Origin of the sequence: Siminovitchia sp. FSL W7-1587, assembly GCF_037963795.1 — a bacterium.
GTDB lineage: Bacteria > Bacillota > Bacilli > Bacillales > Bacillaceae_C > Siminovitchia > Siminovitchia thermophila.
Genome location: NZ_CP150169.1, coordinates 2,554,615 through 2,570,446, shown reverse-complemented (window position 1 = coordinate 2,570,446; position 15,832 = coordinate 2,554,615). Strand labels below are relative to the sequence as shown.

The following is a 15,832-nucleotide window of genomic DNA, read 5'->3' as shown; positions in this document are numbered from 1 at the left end:
TCTCCCGTTGTACTTTCCTTCAACATCTTCCACTGGTTGAATGATATTTCCGACATCTGTCCGAAAGCTTGTAATGATCATATGGCGACCTTGCCGTTCGGGTATTTAGTCAGAAACGGATTTTTTCCCCAGTGAATGCACGGCAGACACTTTCAAACCACTTCTTTCCAAACAGGAAGTGGCCATGGCGAAAACATGATCCACTTCCTTGCATGTAAGTTGGACGATGCGACATTATGAAAAAGTTGAAAACCCTACAGTGGGAAACCTCTTTTTTTCTATTTCTCCCCGATTCATGATGTCCAAACGAGAGCTGGAGGCTGTTCAACTTTTTTCTATAGATCAAGGTCCTTTGTTACATGATCCATTTTCTCTTTTATGCTGTCCGCGGTATCAAAAATTTCACGATGCTTTTCTTGTCTGACGGAGTCTGCATATTCCTTAACGGTTTTCGTCCGTTCATCTATTGCATCTGAAATAGCTAGTTTGGTATCCAGATCCATTATGTCTTCATCCGATAGTTCGTTTAAAGCTGTTTTCATTCGATCATGCTCCCTGTTCAGTGAAGTGAGGTAATCTCCCTGTAATCCCCTGAGCTCACTAGCCATTCTGACAGACGAAACGTTAGTACTATGGGAATTTTGGCTAAACCAGTATCGCCACCCTGTTTTTCCCATGCTTTCCTTCCAGCTTTTCGTAACCTCTTCATCCAATTCCTGTTTGTTATTAACCGATGTATACTTTCCGCCTCCGGCATTGGCCACCTCTTTCAACTGGCGATCAGCTTCGTCGTCCACATCAAATCCGATAATATTCATTTGCAGGTCTGTTAGTGAATGCTTGGCAGCCTTTGCTGCTTGAACAGGATCCCCATCACATGTTTCAATACCATCACTAACAACATAAATAAATGTTTTTGCCTGCTCACCGCTCGTTTCTTTGAGCTCCTTTTCCGCTTTCTGTATGGCTGACGCAAGCGGCGTCCAACCGCTCGCATCAAATTGATCTAACGCAGCGGAGAATGCTTTTTGATCGTATGCTTTCAAAGGATAAACGGTTTCGATACTTTCACATGACATCTTTTTATCCTGATCTGATCCTGTCCCTTTATGACCGAAGACAGATAAGGAGATGTTCACATTCTCCGGCAAGCTTTCTGAAAATTGTTCGATGCTTGACTTTGCCAATGCCATTTTTATACCACCTGGAACTTCCGCCTTCATGCTTCCACTGGCATCTATCAAAACAGCTATATTCACTTCATCCGGCTGTTCGTTTAATTCTTCTTCACTGACATCCTGAACGAGTCTTCCGTCGGGTAGTTTTAGTTCGTGATACTTTACTTCCATATCTCTCACTGGCTGAATGACATTTCCGACATCCGTACGGAGACTTGTAATAATTGATGTTGCCCACTGCTTGGCATCCCAATCCTTCGTATCTTTGTTTTTTATTTCTTCCAGGTATTCAGCTACAGCTTCTTCTTCTGCTTTTTCATACTCTTCTTGATCAGCAAACTCTTTTTTTCCGATATATTTTTCGAACAAGTGTCCAGCCGGTTCTTTCTCGATTTCTTCTCCAATCAGGCTGTACGTTTCTTTTTCTTCTGTAGTCTTTTGTGTTTTTGATGTACCAGTATTTTCTTTAGGTTGGCCACTTTTTGTTTCGTCCTGCTGACAGCCAAGCAAGGCCACGCAGACAAGTAGCAAAATCAGCCAAGGCTTCTTCAACATTTTTCACTTCCTAATTTGATATTAGTGCTATAAGTTTAGTATAGTTTTTTTTGAAAAAATTAAAAACGTCCTTTTTGCCTAACACTAAAATACTATTAGAAGCCAGGTTAAATTCTTTTCACAAATAGCTTTATTTGGGCGGGTGTTGGCAGAAAAAGAATGGCGTTTTCTAAAAACAACATGACCTCCCTCACCTATTCGTCAAGTTTGTTTGCCCGTCATTGGCGCATAATCTATGTTATGCGAAACTTAAGTGTTTTTGTCCTTGACGCCGTCCAGGCCATTACCCTTAAGCAGTCGCTCAAAAAATGATATTGAATCTGTCTCTACCCGGAAACCTGTCAAACCATCATACGAAACGTGATATACTGGCTAAATAAGTCAAATTCTTGCAGAAGTGTAGCCACTTATTTTAAGCTTGATAGGAAATCTGGCCAGTTGGAACTGGTAGTGCCGATGATGCCCTACTGTTCGTTGACCCATACTATTTGCCCTTCTGAATACAGGGGTAATTGATGAACCTTGAGCGTTGCCCGCTTTTCCCCGGCCGTCTTTTTTTGGTCCGCCATCCGGACGTCAGAAGGCGGCCACTTCCACTGAAAAAGAAACAAAGGAGGGAATGAACTTGAAAGAAAAGAAAGACTTGCGATATCTTTGTTATCCTTATATGCGTGAATCTGCTTCCACCGTGGATTTCGAAATCAGAACAGATTCATTGACAACACGGATTGGACAAGCGGCTTCGCTTACAAAAGAGATACCGGTTGTTCACGAAGATTTAATGTATTTGCTTCCGATGGTTTACCATTTAAATGGTTCTGTCCGTGGAAAAATGGCCATTACCGAAGAGGATGTAAACCGTCTAAGCAAGATGTACGACTTTTATGTGGCAGAAGTAAAAGATCGAATTGACCGTTTTGTCCTTCCACAAGGCACAACAGCGGCTTGTGTGCTTCATGTTTGCCGCAGTGAAGCGAAGAAATCTGTCCGTGCCCTACATAAAGTCAGTTTGGAAAAAGAAGTGCCAAAACGGCTCTTTGACTACACTCATCTTTTGGCCAATGTCTTATTTGTAATGGCAGTTTATGTGAATAAAATAAATGGCGTTGAAGAGATTCCTTTTATAAGCAAATCTTACCCTGTAAAACGGATGAAGAAATCGGAGGAATAATGTGATGAAACAGGCAAAATTACTTGGCTGGCTATCTGCTATTATTCTCGCTTTTTTTCTGAGTGCATGCCAGAATGCCGATAACAAAGGAAATAAATCAGCGGAAGCCGACCAACCCTACACCGTGACAGATGATACAGGAAAAGAAGTGACGTTTGAAAAAGCTCCGAAAACAGTTGTTTCTTTAGAACCAAGCAACACCGAGATCTTATTCGCGCTCGATTCCGGAGATAAAGTCATCGGCGCGACTGATCTTGACCATTATCCGGAGGAGGCAAAAGAAATTGAACGTGTTTCAGACTCTGTCCATATAAACACGGAAAAAATAATTGACTTAGATCCGGGTGTTGTATTTGCCTCTACAACAGCTGACGAAGGTGCGTTAAAGACGCTGGAAGATGCAGAAATTCCCGTTTTTGTAATCCAATCGGCCTCTTCTTTTGAAGATGTATTTGGTGATATAGAACAAATTTCCGAAGTAATGAATGTGAAAGAAAAAGGAGAAACATTGATCAAAGATATACAATCCCAAATAGCGGAGGTAGAAAAGAAAGTCAAAACAATTGAAAATCCGAAAACAGTCTATGTAGAAATGATTCCCGCTCCCGAAATGTATACAGTTGGAAAAAATACACTTCAGGATATGATTTTACAAAAAGCAGGTGTGAAAAATACATTTGGCGACCAAGTAGGCTTAATAAATGTGACGGCTGAAGAAGTGGCCAAGCAAAACCCGGAAATAATCGTGACAACGGGGCTGCATGAAAATCCGGTCACAGAAATCCAAGAGCGCAAAGGTTGGGAAAACATCAACGCCATTCAAAACGACGAAGTATATCTAGTGGATAATGACCTAATGGGCAGTTCAGGACCAAGAATCGGTGAAGCTGTTGAGTTGGTTGCAAAAACCGCTTATCCCGAGCTTTTTCAATAATGTATAACAGCTGGTGTAAAATGTCAGTGTGTCGCGACTTTTTATCCCGCATGTAAGGTGCCGTAAAACTCCCACTTCAAGACCTTGAGTGAATACATAAGGTCCAGGTGTGAGAAAACGGCACCTAAATGCCCGATCGGTTCAACTAACATTCAGTAGGTGCCCTACTGAATGAAGTTTCACTGTATCCCGCATATAAGGTGAAGGTGCCGTAAGACCAAGACCTGAGTTGATACAAAAGGTCTAAGTGGAAGAAAACGGCACCTAAATGTCCGGTTCGTTCAACTAACATTTAGTCAGAGGAGATGGAAGAAAACGCCTACTGAATGAAGTTTCCCTTTATCATCGGCCTTTCTTGATCTCGTTTTCAGGCATCGGATATGAGTGTTTTTCGTTACAGTGCTTATTTCAACAAATGATTGACAAAACCCTCTCCAACCATTAAATTAAATGAAACCTTATTTTTATATCTGGTTAACAATTGGAGGGAAAAGGATGACACCGGAACGGCAAAAGCTAAGAGGAATGATGATTGCGTCACTGTTTGCGGCCATAATCGGCATCTTTGCACAAATTACCATACCGCTTCCGTTAGTGCCTATTACAGGGCAAACGCTTGCCATCGGACTTGCCGCCACCATTCTTGGTGCAAGATATGGTACATTATCAGTTTTGCTCTATATTTTAATGGGAGCTGTCGGAATCCCTGTGTTTAGCCAGTTTTCGGGCGGCTTTTCCGTACTGGTCGGGCCAACAGGCGGCTTTATCGTCGGGTTTATTCCGACAGCCTTTTTCATAGGCTGGTACCTGGAAAAAACAGCCTTCAAATTTACCCAAGCAATGATTGCCAATACAATCGGGATGTTTATTACACTGTTATTTGGAACTGCTTGGCTCAAAATAGCTGCCAACTTGAGCTGGCCAGCGGCATTCGCCAGTGCTTTTGCACCGTTTATTGTGGTCGGCCTTTTGAAAGCGGCACTCGCTTCCTGGATCGGGGTTATCGTACGTAAAAGACTAACAATTGCCAACATATTGTTCGCGCCAAAAGAAAAATCCGCTTAAATGAGGATGCCAGCCGCTTTACACAATTCTTCCTTATTTGGGCGCTACCGCGAACAAGTTCCCGAAGCACAACGGCTATTTTCTAAAAATAAAATAAAGTCATAATCAAAGTGAAACTCCGCTTCGCGCCGTGGTATACTATAGAGTAAAGACGAATACGTCTTGAAAAAATAACATGTCAGGTGGGGATACCCATGAATTTGACAGAACGGGAGCCCGTTAATCTACACGATCTGCTATTAATCCGGCACAAAGAAAAAGCATGGAAAAAAGGGGCGTATCTTTTTCAGGAAGGTGACAAAGCAAACGAAATTTATTATATTAAATCCGGCAAAGTACGAATCGGAAAAATAACGCCTGACGGCCGGGAAATTACCTTCAGAATTGTAAATGCCGAAGACTTTATTAGTGAAGTGCGGCTGTTTTGCACACTTTCAACATACACCGTTCATGCCAAAGCAATCGAAGACTGTGAATGCGCCATCATCCATAAAGATGATCTGGAAGAGAATTTGTTAATCAATCCCGGACTTTCCGCCGAATTCATGAAAATGATGGGCATTCACCATCAAAAAACCCATTCTAAATTCCGCGACCTTATATTGCATGGAAAAAAGGGCGCTCTCTATTCAACACTCATTCGTATGACAAACAGCTATGGCATAAAAACAGACAAAGGAATAATCATTGACTTATCTTTGACAAACCAAGAGCTTGCCAACTTTTGCGGCATGAGCCGCGAGGTCGTCAACCGTCTTCTTGGAGCTTTAAAAAAAGACGGAGTCATTTCTATCGCTGATGGAAACATCATCATCCACGACCTCCAATTCTTAAAAGATGAAATCCATTGCGAAAACTGCCCTGTCGACATTTGCAGAATAGATTAAGAGTGTACTCTGTAAACAATAATCTTGTAATCTATGATTGTGAGGATCAACCCAATGCACCCCAAATTTTTTTATAGTTTTGCGGCAGGCTATGTAGTGAGTATGTTGACCATATATCTGATATCCGGATACTTTTCATTGTCTTTTACCATCGGATCATTTATAGGTATTGCCCTATTCGGATTAGGATTACATTTGCTTAAAACAAGAAAAAGCTAAGTTCCTAAGGCGTTTCGCGATTTTTGGTTTTTTTCATTCCCATACGGGCGCCAATCCAATCAGCCCCCTGCATGGCGATGGCGGTTTTCGCAATTTGTTCCGCCAACAGAATCGATATCGTTTTTCACTTCTCCAAGATTTCTTCTACAGTCATTGGGGGACATGGGAAAAAGCCTTTATGAAGCAAATACGAAATAGCAAAAACCGAACAATTCATTTATAATTGTTCGGTTTATTTGTGTAAAAAAATCCCTATCATCGCTACGTCAAAATACTTCGCTTTCAGCAGGTCTCTTCAGCTTCCTCGGAAAGCAAAGGTCGCTTATGCTATGTAATACTTTTGTGACGGGATTTCAAGCATTTTTGCAGAAACCGGGTTAGTTTTTCATCTCATTAAACAGAAAAATATATTATTCTAAAATTAAACAGAACTTTTATATTTTGATCATTCTTTCTATCATTTGATCGGAGGCGAAATTTATCAAAGCTCGTAAAAGATTATCACTAGCTGTTTTAATTGGCAGTGTTCTACTATCTATTAGTCTCATTATTCTTAGAAGCAAGGGCCTTTATTTACAGTTAGGAATTCAACCAAACGGATTTAACCACATGGAAATAAGCCTATTCCTAACAATCTTAGTAATTATTTCTGGATTGGTTGTATTATCACAAAGCATCAAAGATATCGTTATTAAAAGACTTTTTATAACCATAGGCGTTGTGATTATATTCATGAAAATATTTTCACACTGGATAACGTATGACCGTTTAGAATACACTCATTTTACTTCACCCGACGGTAAAGAAGAATTTCTTGTCATTGAATCATATGTCAGTGAATTATATCAAATAACTAAAAATCCCTTTCTCATAGAGCATTTATCGACCATAAGAGGCTATCGTGGATTTCAACCGTTTCATAGGGGTAGTTATCAATTAGAGTGGATTGATCCAAACACCTTGAAAGTATCTTACTTGAAGAAAAGCACTTCAGGATATATAGATGTTCTTATTGAATATAAAAAAGAGAAGTAACCGAGCCTTTCGCCACTATGGAACAGGCTCGGTGTTTTAAATCCTACTGTTTGTTCATTTTCTTGCTTATGGTGTCTCTGAATGCTGAAGCTACTTGTTCTCCGTCACTAAGTGAATAGGGAGGAACGTCAAATGCACAATTCACTTTGAGATTTTACCAGCTTAAGATCTCCAAAAAATCTATTGGTCAAGAAGGACGAGTATCTAGTTAGATACAAAAAAGAATAATACTCTTTGACAACTTCATGTAGTCGTCTATTACTACTAAGCAAAATCTTTCCTATATTAACAGCATCAATATCAGCTAGTAAATCATCAGAGCTAAACATGCTTCACTTTGTCTTTATGGCCAATCAATTCCATTGCTGCATCATAAGTTGTTGAGTGTTTCGAAGAATTGGCTGCTTGACCGGTAACTGTAAGTAAGTCGCCACCCCAACCTGCAAGATCAACCAGAGAGTGACTCCTTAAAAAGAATAGTTGACTGAATTTTTCTGTGGTTTTCTCCGGTTCCGGTGGCACGGACCATGATACGTTACTCGTTTCTCACCTCGCCGCAATCCTCGTGTAAGAAATCATTATCATGCCAATATTACTTTTATACAGAGGCCTCCTGCAAAATAGGAAACTCTTTTTCTTCTCCGTAGTTAAGGATGATGACCTCTGTTTTATCATCATCCTCCAACAGATGTAGCAGCTTTTCATCTTTATTCATCATCGTTTCTATTACCGGAAATTGTTGAACCATGCCTTCCAAAACTTCGGGCCTGGGTGTGGTGTGGCTGTTCGGAAATTGATGGTTCGGAATTACGTATTCAACATCAAGCAGATGTTTCACAACATATGCCGCCTCTTCAGGTCCCATTACAAACTGCCCCGAGGCTGAAAGGATGGCCACGCTCGGTTTGTAAAAGTCTTGAATAATCTTCATATCGGCCATCATTGTAGTATCTCCTGAATGATAGAGCGTCCTGTCGCCATGAAAATTGAATATATACCCGGCAGGCTGGCCCCCATATATCGGTGTTCCTTCCGTTTCACCATAAGATGAAGTATGCATCGCTTGTACCATCGTGACCTTCACATCATCAAGGTAAATAGAACCTCCATAGTTTAATAAATGAACATTAGAATAGCCCTTTTGCAGCAAGATCATTCCAAAATCGTACTGTGCCACTATTAGAACATCAGGATTGGCGTTTTCCACCTCTTCTAAGCCCTGGGTATGATCAAAGTGGCCATGAGTAATAAACACTGCATCAATCGTACGTAAAAATGCCGGCTTTGTGTACTCTTCAGGACATCCCGGGTTTAAACTCAAAAAAGGATCAATTAAATAGCGTTTCCCCTCCTTGCTCGTCAACAAATAACATGCATGTCCCAGTCTTAAAACCTTCATGATAACTCCTCCTTCATTTATTTTAAAATAAGTATTACCGGCTAATGGATGAGAGCGCCAAACAGTCATCTGGCCGAAGAACACCGAACAGCATTTCAAAAAATCTTACAAGGAAACTGGTTCTTTTTTTACTTTAAAAGCGGGCATGACCTTTTCAGCAACTAATTCCATGGAACGAAGTACTTGCTCATGTGGTAAGCCACCAAAATTCATCAGCATCATAATATGGTCACAGCCAGCATCCTCATACTTCTTCAAGCGGTTAATCACATCTTCCGGAGAGCCAATCAGCAATTGTGCCCGCTCTTCAAGGTCTTCAAATTGCGCATTCCTGCCGTATTGACGTGTATCCAAATAAAGATTTACATGTTTCTTTGCGATTTCTCTCGCTTCCTCCCGTGATTCAGCGACAAATGTATGGACAGCGAGCGGAATGTTTATTTTCTTTTCATCATGGCCAGATTCACGGTACACGTTCTTGTAGCGATCAATTATTTCTTTCAACTCTGAAATAGACTTGCTCGCCACATAAGGAACGCCCATAAATGCTATATCCCATCTTCGCGACAAATTCCGCTCCCCTTGGACTTAAAGTGCCTATCCAAGTAGGAACTTCTTTTTGCTTCGGTAACATCTCCAATTTCACATCAAAAAATTGAAAGTATTCCCCTCTATGAGAAAATGTTTCTCCAGTCCACGCCTTTTCGAGTACCGCCAGCGCGTCGTTAAATCGAAAGGCTTTATCCTTTTCGTCAATATGAAACCCGGGGTAAATACCCGCTTCCCAATCCAAGATTTAAGCGTCCATTGCTTAAAACATCCAATAGTGCATAATTTTCAGTTTTTTTAAATGGCAACGTAACAATCGATACTCCTAAACGAATATTTTAGGTCCTCTCTGCCGCCACCGATAACAGCATTTGCGGGGTTGTTAAAATGCCATACTCGCTAAAATAATGTTCCGCGAACCAGACAGAATGATAGCCAAGCTGATCTGCCCTCTCCGTTTGCTCTAATACTTCATAAAGCAATTGCTCATGCGTCCGACTCATTTTTTCTTTATATTGATCAAATACAGTAAATAAACCAAATTCCATACTGACCTCCTCCCAGAAAATCTTTTTGGCAACAAAAAAAGCCGGCAGTAAAAGAACAGATGTTACGGCTATCCGCCTTGCATCGTGTTTCTTAAACTACTGGCTTGTCATCCACTTACCTGGAAAAGATGAGTATCCCTTCCACGTAGATAATCCAGTCTCACGCAATAAATGAAGCGCTTTCATTAGCAAGTATACTCTATATCTTTTTGACATTCAAGCCATTTTTCTACATATTACACAATTAAGTAAACTAAAAGCTTGGCTAATATCCCGTATTACTTCATATCTTGATAACGTTCATAAGCAGTAATAATGGATTGAATCACAGCGCGCTGTCCCGGAATGAGCAGCTTTGTTTCCACCTCTTGAATAATCTCTTCAACGCCATTTTTAATACACTTTCCACGGACCAAAGACGAAATAAATTCATTTGTCATCTTTAAGATGAAAGTAAAAGAAGCATCCACAATCATATCCGTTGACTTATCAATAATCAGGATGGCCCCGATCACCTTCTGTGTTTCATAAATCGGAGTACCTTTCGGGAACTGCGCAAAACCGGCAGTCAGAACATGATTCTTTTTCGTAACCACTGTCAATCCCCCTTTCAACCGTCTTTATATAGTAAATTTTCAAACTATTTATCACACTTATCTTATATAATCGAAGAATTATTCGTCAAGGAACGTTGTATACGTACTTTTCATTGTCACACTTGCTTTAAAAACTTCAATTTGGGGCCAGATTTTCCGATATTTGCCACCAACGCGAATCTTTTTTGTCAAAAATTTGAATGGATTATGAAGTTCATGTGAAATCGGTGTGAAGTGTGACTTTTGTCACAGAGAGGGGAAATCTGACGGAAGTATGATGGAATTAGAAATCAACGCGGGAGGGTGAGTACGATGGAACTAGAAAAAAGAACACCGGAAAGTGTCAACATTACTAAGGAACACCATCATTCGGAACCTAATTTAAAAGGAACACTTATCAGTGTGTTAGGCGTTGGAATCATCATTATTATTATGTGGGGCGCTACGTATTTTCTATATGCGGGCAGATAAAAAAAGAAAAGTAGGTGAAAAGACATGCATTTTCATAAATTTGAAAAGATCTGGTTGATTTTCGGAACATTATCACTTGCCGCATTCTTAACGATTGTTGGCGTAACCGCCTTTGCCCATGGGCATACGCCCGCTGGCGGGATGGATACGATCGATCCGGAGAAGGTGGCCGAGACACCGCCCTTTGATAAGCCGGGTGTAAGACAACTTGATGATGACACTTATGAAGCAGTGATTATCAGCCAAGCTTTTGGCTATCTTCCTGGAAAGATCAAAGTTCCGGCAGGAAAAGAAATTATATTTACATTAACAAGTACAGATGTTGTCCACAGCTTTACCATTGATAATACAAAAGTAAACATGATGGCTGTTCCGGGAAGAATTACCCACAAAAGCTATACGTTTGAAAAACCCGGAACATATTTGGTTCTTTGCAACGAATATTGCGGAGCCGGCCATCACATGATGTCAACCGAAATCGAGGTGTATGAACCATGATCGCTTTAGCAGACAGAAAATTGGCATTATGGAACATCAAAATCGCTTATATCGCATTTATTATCGGAACGCTTTGCGGTTTGCTTCAAGTGTTTGTCCGCAACGACTCCCTGGAGCTTCCCAAATGGCTTGATTACTATCAAGTGCTAACTGCTCATGGCGTATTGCTGGCACTTATTTTTACCACCTTTTTCATTTTCGCCTTTTTGATTGCCGGGATGAGCAAAACATTAGGAAGCTTTGGTCCGAAAGTAAGCCGCTCAGCCTGGCTGGGGCTAATTGTGATGACAGTTGGAACGGTTATGGCAACAGTGATGATCATTTCCGGAAAAGCGTCCGTGTTATATACCTTTTACGCTCCTTTAAAAGCGAGCGGCTGGTTTTATGTCGGGCTTGCACTGTTTATCATCGGAACATGGCTCACAAGCTTTGCATTAATTGGACATTATGTCGTATGGAAAAGAAAAAACAAAGGACAATTCAGCCCCTTATTCGCTTTTATGACCATGGCCACTTTGCTCTTATGGATCATCGCCTGCTTGGGTGTCGTAACGACAGTTGTGTTTCAGTACATCCCATGGTCGTTTGGTTGGGTAGAAACGATCAACGTTGAATTGAGCCGTTCCCTGTTCTGGTATTTCGGCCACCCGCTCGTTTACTTTTGGCTCTTGCCTGCTTACATTGCCTGGTATACAGTTTTGCCAAAAATTGTCGGAACAGATGTATTTAGCGATTCACTCGCACGTTTCTCGTTTATCTTATTTATTCTCTTTTCATTCCCGGTCGGATTCCACCACCAATTGACCGAACCCGGAATTGAAAGTTTTTGGAAGTTTTTACAAGTCATCTTGACGTTCATGGTTGTCATTCCAACCTTGATGACCGCCTTCTCCATGTTCGCAACGTTTGAAATATCCGGAAGAAAAAAAGGCGGAACCGGATTGTTTGGCTGGTTTAGAAAGCTTCCATGGAAAGATGTTCGATTTACATCCATTTTTATCGCCATGCTGTTTTTCATCCCTGGAGGAGCTACGGGAATCATAAACGCAAGCTTTCAGTTAAATGAGCTTGTGCACAATACGCTTTGGGTCGTAGGCCATTTCCACATTACAGTTGGGACACCTGTCGCCATGACGTTTATGGGCGTTACCTTTTGGCTCATCCCGTATTTGACGGGCAGACAATTTCCCAAGCATATGCAAAAGCTGGCCTTTATCCAAGTGTTTTCTTGGGCGATTGGTATGACACTTATGTCTACAGCACAACACTTGTTGGGGCTTCTTGGAGCACCGCGAAGAACAGCTTATTCCGGTTACAATGGACACGAATCTGCTCTTGACTGGTTTCAGGGCTTGCTCTCCAACCACGTTACCATGGCCATTGGAGGAACGATTTTATTCTTGTCAGCCATTTTGATGGTGTATATCGTTGCCAATTTGTTATTTGCGGCGCCAAAAGCAAAAAAAGAAAGCGAGTTTGTCGAGTTTCCAATTGCAAACAGCGACACATCGCATACCGCAAAGTATTTGGAAAACTGGGGAATCTGGGTCGGAGTCGCTTTGGCGCTCATCGTCTTGGCGTATGCCGTTCCGCTTAACGACATGATCCAGCACGCACCTGTAGGTTCAAGAGGGTTTATTACTTGGTAGGAGTTGATCCATATGTTTCTAGCTGTATTTTCCATGTTGATCGTTGCCACTACGATCATGATTATTTCTGTCGAACTCAAAGAAGATGCTTGAAACAGCAAATGGAGGCTGATGAATGTGTAACATGATTCACGCGAAATTAGTAAACTTCCTTTATTAGGGAGATTACCTGATTCATCTCAAATAGAACAAAAAATAGACGAGGATCTCTTCATGCATCCCCGTCTATTTTTATTTTTCCGTTTCCAGCCGCTTGGAAAATTCCTCCATAGCGCTGTAACCTTCCCGCTGCAAATACCAGTTGTTGGCGGCTGCTTCAATAAGTCCTGCCACATCACGGCCCGGTTGAAGCTGGATTTCAATGTATGGAATTCGAACACCCATATAATCCGAAAATTTCGGTTCCAACTCCAGATCATTGTATAACGAGTTTTCTTCCCATTTCGTCAGTTCAATATCCAACACAATTCGGGTTTGATCCTGGAACGCCTCTCTTCCGTATAGACGAACGACATTCACAAGGCCAATGCTGCGCAATGCAAGCAGTTCCTTCGTCTTTTGATCATGGGTTCCCAACAACGTTTGCGGCCCCAGCTTTTTTAATGTCACAACATCGTCGGCCACCAAGCGGTGTCCACGGCGAATCAAAGTATGAGCCGTTTCACTCTTTCCAATACCGGATTTTCCCCTGAGTAAAACCCCAATTCCCGAGACATTCACACAAACGCCATGTATGGCCATTTCGGGAGCCAATGCTTTCAGCATATAAGCATCCAACTTGGAAACAAATTCCGATGTCGGATCCTCATGCGTCCGAAGCAGAGGAATTCCTTCTTGAATGCAGCACTGGGTCAGATGATGTATGCTGTCCTGGCTTGCCGTAATAATAAAACAAGGCGGATGATAATGAACGATATTTCCAATACGCAACTTCTGCTCCTCATTTGTCAGTGTATGTAAAAAGTTTAACTCTTTTCTCCCCAACACCTGAACAAGCTCCATCGGAAAAAATTCAAAGAAACCGACAAACTCCAATCCCGGACGATGCGCTTTTGATTTTGTAATCTTGCGATCAAGCTGGTCTTCCCCAGCCAATACCTCTAATGAAAACTTGTTCATTAATTCTTTTACTGTAATTGATTTCACGATGACACTCTCCATTTGTACTTAATCAACAAAGGAAATCCTTATGTTTTGGATTATACTTGAAAAAAGAGGAAACGTCATCCATCACAATGCCCATTTTTAAGCGCTTACATTCCTAAAACTTAAAAATGTCGATTTTTACACATAGAATCGTTCTCGGCTCACAAATCGAGAAACCAAATGACCTTGTCAAAAAGCAATTCCAAAGCGTCTTTCTTTGGCGTTTCTGTTATATAGTTGAATGGAAAGTCTCCTTACATGAGCCTTTAGAATAAAGTGAAACTTCATTCAGTGGGCGTTTTCTTCCATCTCCTACTGAATGTTAGTTGAACGAATTTGGCATGTAGGTGCCGTTTTCTCCCTCTTAGGCCTTTTGAATCAACTCAGGTCTTCAAGTAGTGTATAATGGCACCTTGCAAGCGGGATAAAGATCAGGTGGTGAAACGACATGAAAGTTCAGCAAAAAACGCTAATAGCGAACAAAAAAGAAATTCCATACACTCATATTGAAAATGGAAATGAGATTGTTTGTTTTATGTTTTCCGGATTAAGTTACACGTATGATCAGCCATTATTTTATTATTCGACAATGACGATGCTACAAAATGAGTACGATGTTGTCCATGTCCACTATTCTTACGGACAGGATATATTCAAACTTCCATTGGCAGAAATAACAAACATGATCCGTCATGATGTAAAACCCATCATTGACGATGTGCTTAAAAGTAATCAATATCAAGAAACTATGTTTTTAGGGAAATCTCTTGGCACAATTCCCCTTATTAACGACCTGATGAAAAACAATAGGTATGTACATTCTAAAATGGTTCTATTAACCCCATTACTGCGGTTTGACTCCATTTTTGAAACACTATTGATGTGCAAACATTCGACGCTTATTGTGATAGGGGAAAAAGATGACCATTATATTCCAAGTAAAATCGAAAGCATTCAACATCAAACAAATATGGAAATAAAAATAATCCCCAATGCCAATCACTCTCTAGAGATGGAACCCTTTCATACAGCAATGTCAATCTCGGCCTTAGATCAGGTAATGAAAAGCGTAGATGATTTTATACGGTTATAACCCGTATACAAAGGTAATTTTGTTATAGGAGTTAAAAAACTTCGAAAAAGGATTTGTGCGTCTTTCATTTTCCGAAGGGCTACTACATGAACAACGAAACCATCAATGAGATTTGTACTAAACAATAGACAGCTCCTGTATTCCTTTAAGGGCTTCTCTTTTTCCTGGCTCTCTCTTGCACCGCCGCTTGGAAATTGCAACTTCCCAGAACCCCGTTCCAAGATATGGCACGGCCATGACAAGTCTTTTTTGCATTGTCAAACAGATTATTGGAGTTGGACATATGCCTGGAATATAATGATGTAAAATAAGTGAAAAAGGGTGTATCGAATGGAATCATTAAACATGTTTCAATATTCTCGTGCCGCTTTCCTGATCGCATTGAGAAATACGCCTGATGACAAATGGGACGAGCAGCCGCCGATGTTTTCAAATACGATACGCTGGAATGCGGGTCACGTTTATATAACGGCTGAAGATTATTTAAGCAAGGCCGATCACGATTATGAGATTGTTCACCCGGAATGGTACGATCTTTTTATCGACGGATCCAGCCCTGCCGACTGGGGCAGTGAGATCCCCTCCGTGGAAGATCTTTTAACAGCCATTGAAGAACAGGGCGAGCGGATACTGAGTTATTTTAATAGTAAATTGCAAAACACTGCCGATGAGACTGTAAATATTCGATATCTCAAATTGGATACGGTAGACGCCGCGCTCCAATTCGTGACTTGGCACGAAGGGATTCATCTGGGAATCATCATATCCATGCAAAAACTATTTTAAAGAAAACGGGGCTAGCGCAGCAGACGGTAGCCCAGTCGCACTTCTAATCGCAA

General features: G+C 41.0%; 17 protein-coding genes. 10 read left to right on the top strand and 7 right to left on the bottom strand.

What is annotated here, in order from left to right; translation table 11 throughout:
* Nucleotides 1-335: 335 nt before the first annotated feature.
* A complete protein-coding gene (locus NST31_RS12100; RefSeq protein ID WP_339160842.1) occupies nucleotides 336-1,733 on the bottom strand; it encodes a VWA domain-containing protein in 1,398 nt (465 codons plus the stop codon).
* Between the two features lie 619 nt (nucleotides 1,734-2,352).
* Here NST31_RS12100 and NST31_RS12095 point away from each other — a divergent pair.
* From NST31_RS12095 to NST31_RS12075, 5 genes are all read left to right on the top strand, one after another.
* Nucleotides 2,353-2,904 (top strand): hypothetical protein, encoded by a 552-nt coding sequence (locus tag NST31_RS12095; RefSeq protein ID WP_339160840.1) that lies wholly within the window; start codon nucleotides 2,353-2,355, stop codon nucleotides 2,902-2,904.
* Between the two features lie 4 nt (nucleotides 2,905-2,908).
* Nucleotides 2,909-3,838, top strand: a complete 930-nt coding sequence (locus tag NST31_RS12090) for an ABC transporter substrate-binding protein (protein WP_339160837.1) — start codon at nucleotides 2,909-2,911, stop codon at nucleotides 3,836-3,838.
* Between the two features lie 495 nt (nucleotides 3,839-4,333).
* Nucleotides 4,334-4,903, top strand: a complete 570-nt coding sequence (locus tag NST31_RS12085) for a biotin transporter BioY (RefSeq protein ID WP_339160835.1) — start codon at nucleotides 4,334-4,336, stop codon at nucleotides 4,901-4,903.
* Between the two features lie 194 nt (nucleotides 4,904-5,097).
* Nucleotides 5,098-5,790: a Crp/Fnr family transcriptional regulator gene (locus NST31_RS12080; protein WP_339160832.1), complete on the top strand. Its 693-nt coding sequence runs from the start codon at nucleotides 5,098-5,100 to the stop codon at nucleotides 5,788-5,790.
* Between the two features lie 828 nt (nucleotides 5,791-6,618).
* Nucleotides 6,619-7,044 carry a hypothetical protein gene (locus NST31_RS12075; RefSeq protein WP_339160830.1) on the top strand — a complete coding sequence of 142 codons (426 nt, stop codon included), beginning with the start codon at nucleotides 6,619-6,621 and terminating at the stop codon, nucleotides 7,042-7,044.
* Nucleotides 7,045-7,642: 598 nt separating this feature from the next.
* Here the strand turns inward: NST31_RS12075 and NST31_RS12070 are convergent.
* The 5 genes from NST31_RS12070 to NST31_RS12050 form a co-directional block, all read right to left on the bottom strand.
* Nucleotides 7,643-8,443, bottom strand: coding sequence for a metal-dependent hydrolase (locus NST31_RS12070; RefSeq protein ID WP_339160828.1), 801 nt, complete (start codon nucleotides 8,441-8,443; stop codon nucleotides 7,643-7,645).
* Between the two features lie 105 nt (nucleotides 8,444-8,548).
* Nucleotides 8,549-9,013: an LLM class flavin-dependent oxidoreductase gene (locus NST31_RS12065; RefSeq protein ID WP_236017011.1), complete on the bottom strand. Its 465-nt coding sequence runs from the start codon at nucleotides 9,011-9,013 to the stop codon at nucleotides 8,549-8,551.
* The gene (locus tag NST31_RS12060; RefSeq protein WP_339160825.1) at nucleotides 8,931-9,236 is read right to left on the bottom strand and encodes an LLM class flavin-dependent oxidoreductase; all 306 of its coding nucleotides are present in this window, start codon (nucleotides 9,234-9,236) and stop codon (nucleotides 8,931-8,933) included. The genes NST31_RS12065 and NST31_RS12060 overlap by 83 nt, the downstream gene beginning before the upstream one ends.
* A 94-nt stretch (nucleotides 9,237-9,330) precedes the next feature.
* Nucleotides 9,331-9,540 (bottom strand): LLM class flavin-dependent oxidoreductase, encoded by a 210-nt coding sequence (locus NST31_RS12055; RefSeq protein WP_339160822.1) that lies wholly within the window; start codon nucleotides 9,538-9,540, stop codon nucleotides 9,331-9,333.
* Nucleotides 9,541-9,818: 278 nt separating this feature from the next.
* Nucleotides 9,819-10,136, bottom strand: a complete 318-nt coding sequence (locus NST31_RS12050; protein WP_339160821.1) for a DUF3870 domain-containing protein — start codon at nucleotides 10,134-10,136, stop codon at nucleotides 9,819-9,821.
* Nucleotides 10,137-10,448: 312 nt separating this feature from the next.
* On the opposite strand from NST31_RS12050, the gene NST31_RS12045 reads away from it, so the two are divergent.
* From NST31_RS12045 to NST31_RS12035, 3 genes are read left to right on the top strand one after another with little or no spacing between them, the layout of a single operon-like run.
* Nucleotides 10,449-10,607, top strand: a complete 159-nt coding sequence (locus tag NST31_RS12045; RefSeq protein ID WP_139345665.1) for a cytochrome C oxidase subunit II — start codon at nucleotides 10,449-10,451, stop codon at nucleotides 10,605-10,607.
* Nucleotides 10,608-10,631: 24 nt separating this feature from the next.
* Complete coding sequence (locus NST31_RS12040; protein WP_077112469.1) at nucleotides 10,632-11,105, top strand: cytochrome c oxidase subunit II; 474 nt, start codon at nucleotides 10,632-10,634, stop codon at nucleotides 11,103-11,105.
* On the top strand, nucleotides 11,102-12,754 hold the full coding sequence (locus NST31_RS12035; protein ID WP_205178962.1) for a b(o/a)3-type cytochrome-c oxidase subunit 1: 1,653 nt from the start codon (nucleotides 11,102-11,104) through the stop codon (nucleotides 12,752-12,754). Before NST31_RS12040 ends, NST31_RS12035 begins: the two co-directional genes overlap by 4 nt.
* Before the next feature lie 231 nt (nucleotides 12,755-12,985).
* On the opposite strand, the gene hprK is transcribed toward NST31_RS12035, so the two are convergent.
* Nucleotides 12,986-13,900 (bottom strand): HPr(Ser) kinase/phosphatase, encoded by a 915-nt coding sequence (gene hprK / locus NST31_RS12030; RefSeq protein WP_077112473.1) that lies wholly within the window; start codon nucleotides 13,898-13,900, stop codon nucleotides 12,986-12,988.
* A gap of 448 nt (nucleotides 13,901-14,348) precedes the next feature.
* Between hprK and NST31_RS12025 the strand changes: the two genes are divergently transcribed.
* Nucleotides 14,349-14,993, top strand: coding sequence for an alpha/beta hydrolase (locus tag NST31_RS12025; RefSeq protein WP_339160817.1), 645 nt, complete (start codon nucleotides 14,349-14,351; stop codon nucleotides 14,991-14,993).
* 330 nt (nucleotides 14,994-15,323) lie between these two features.
* Complete coding sequence (locus NST31_RS12020; protein ID WP_077112477.1) at nucleotides 15,324-15,779, top strand: DinB family protein; 456 nt, start codon at nucleotides 15,324-15,326, stop codon at nucleotides 15,777-15,779.
* Nucleotides 15,780-15,832: the final 53 nt, after the last annotated feature.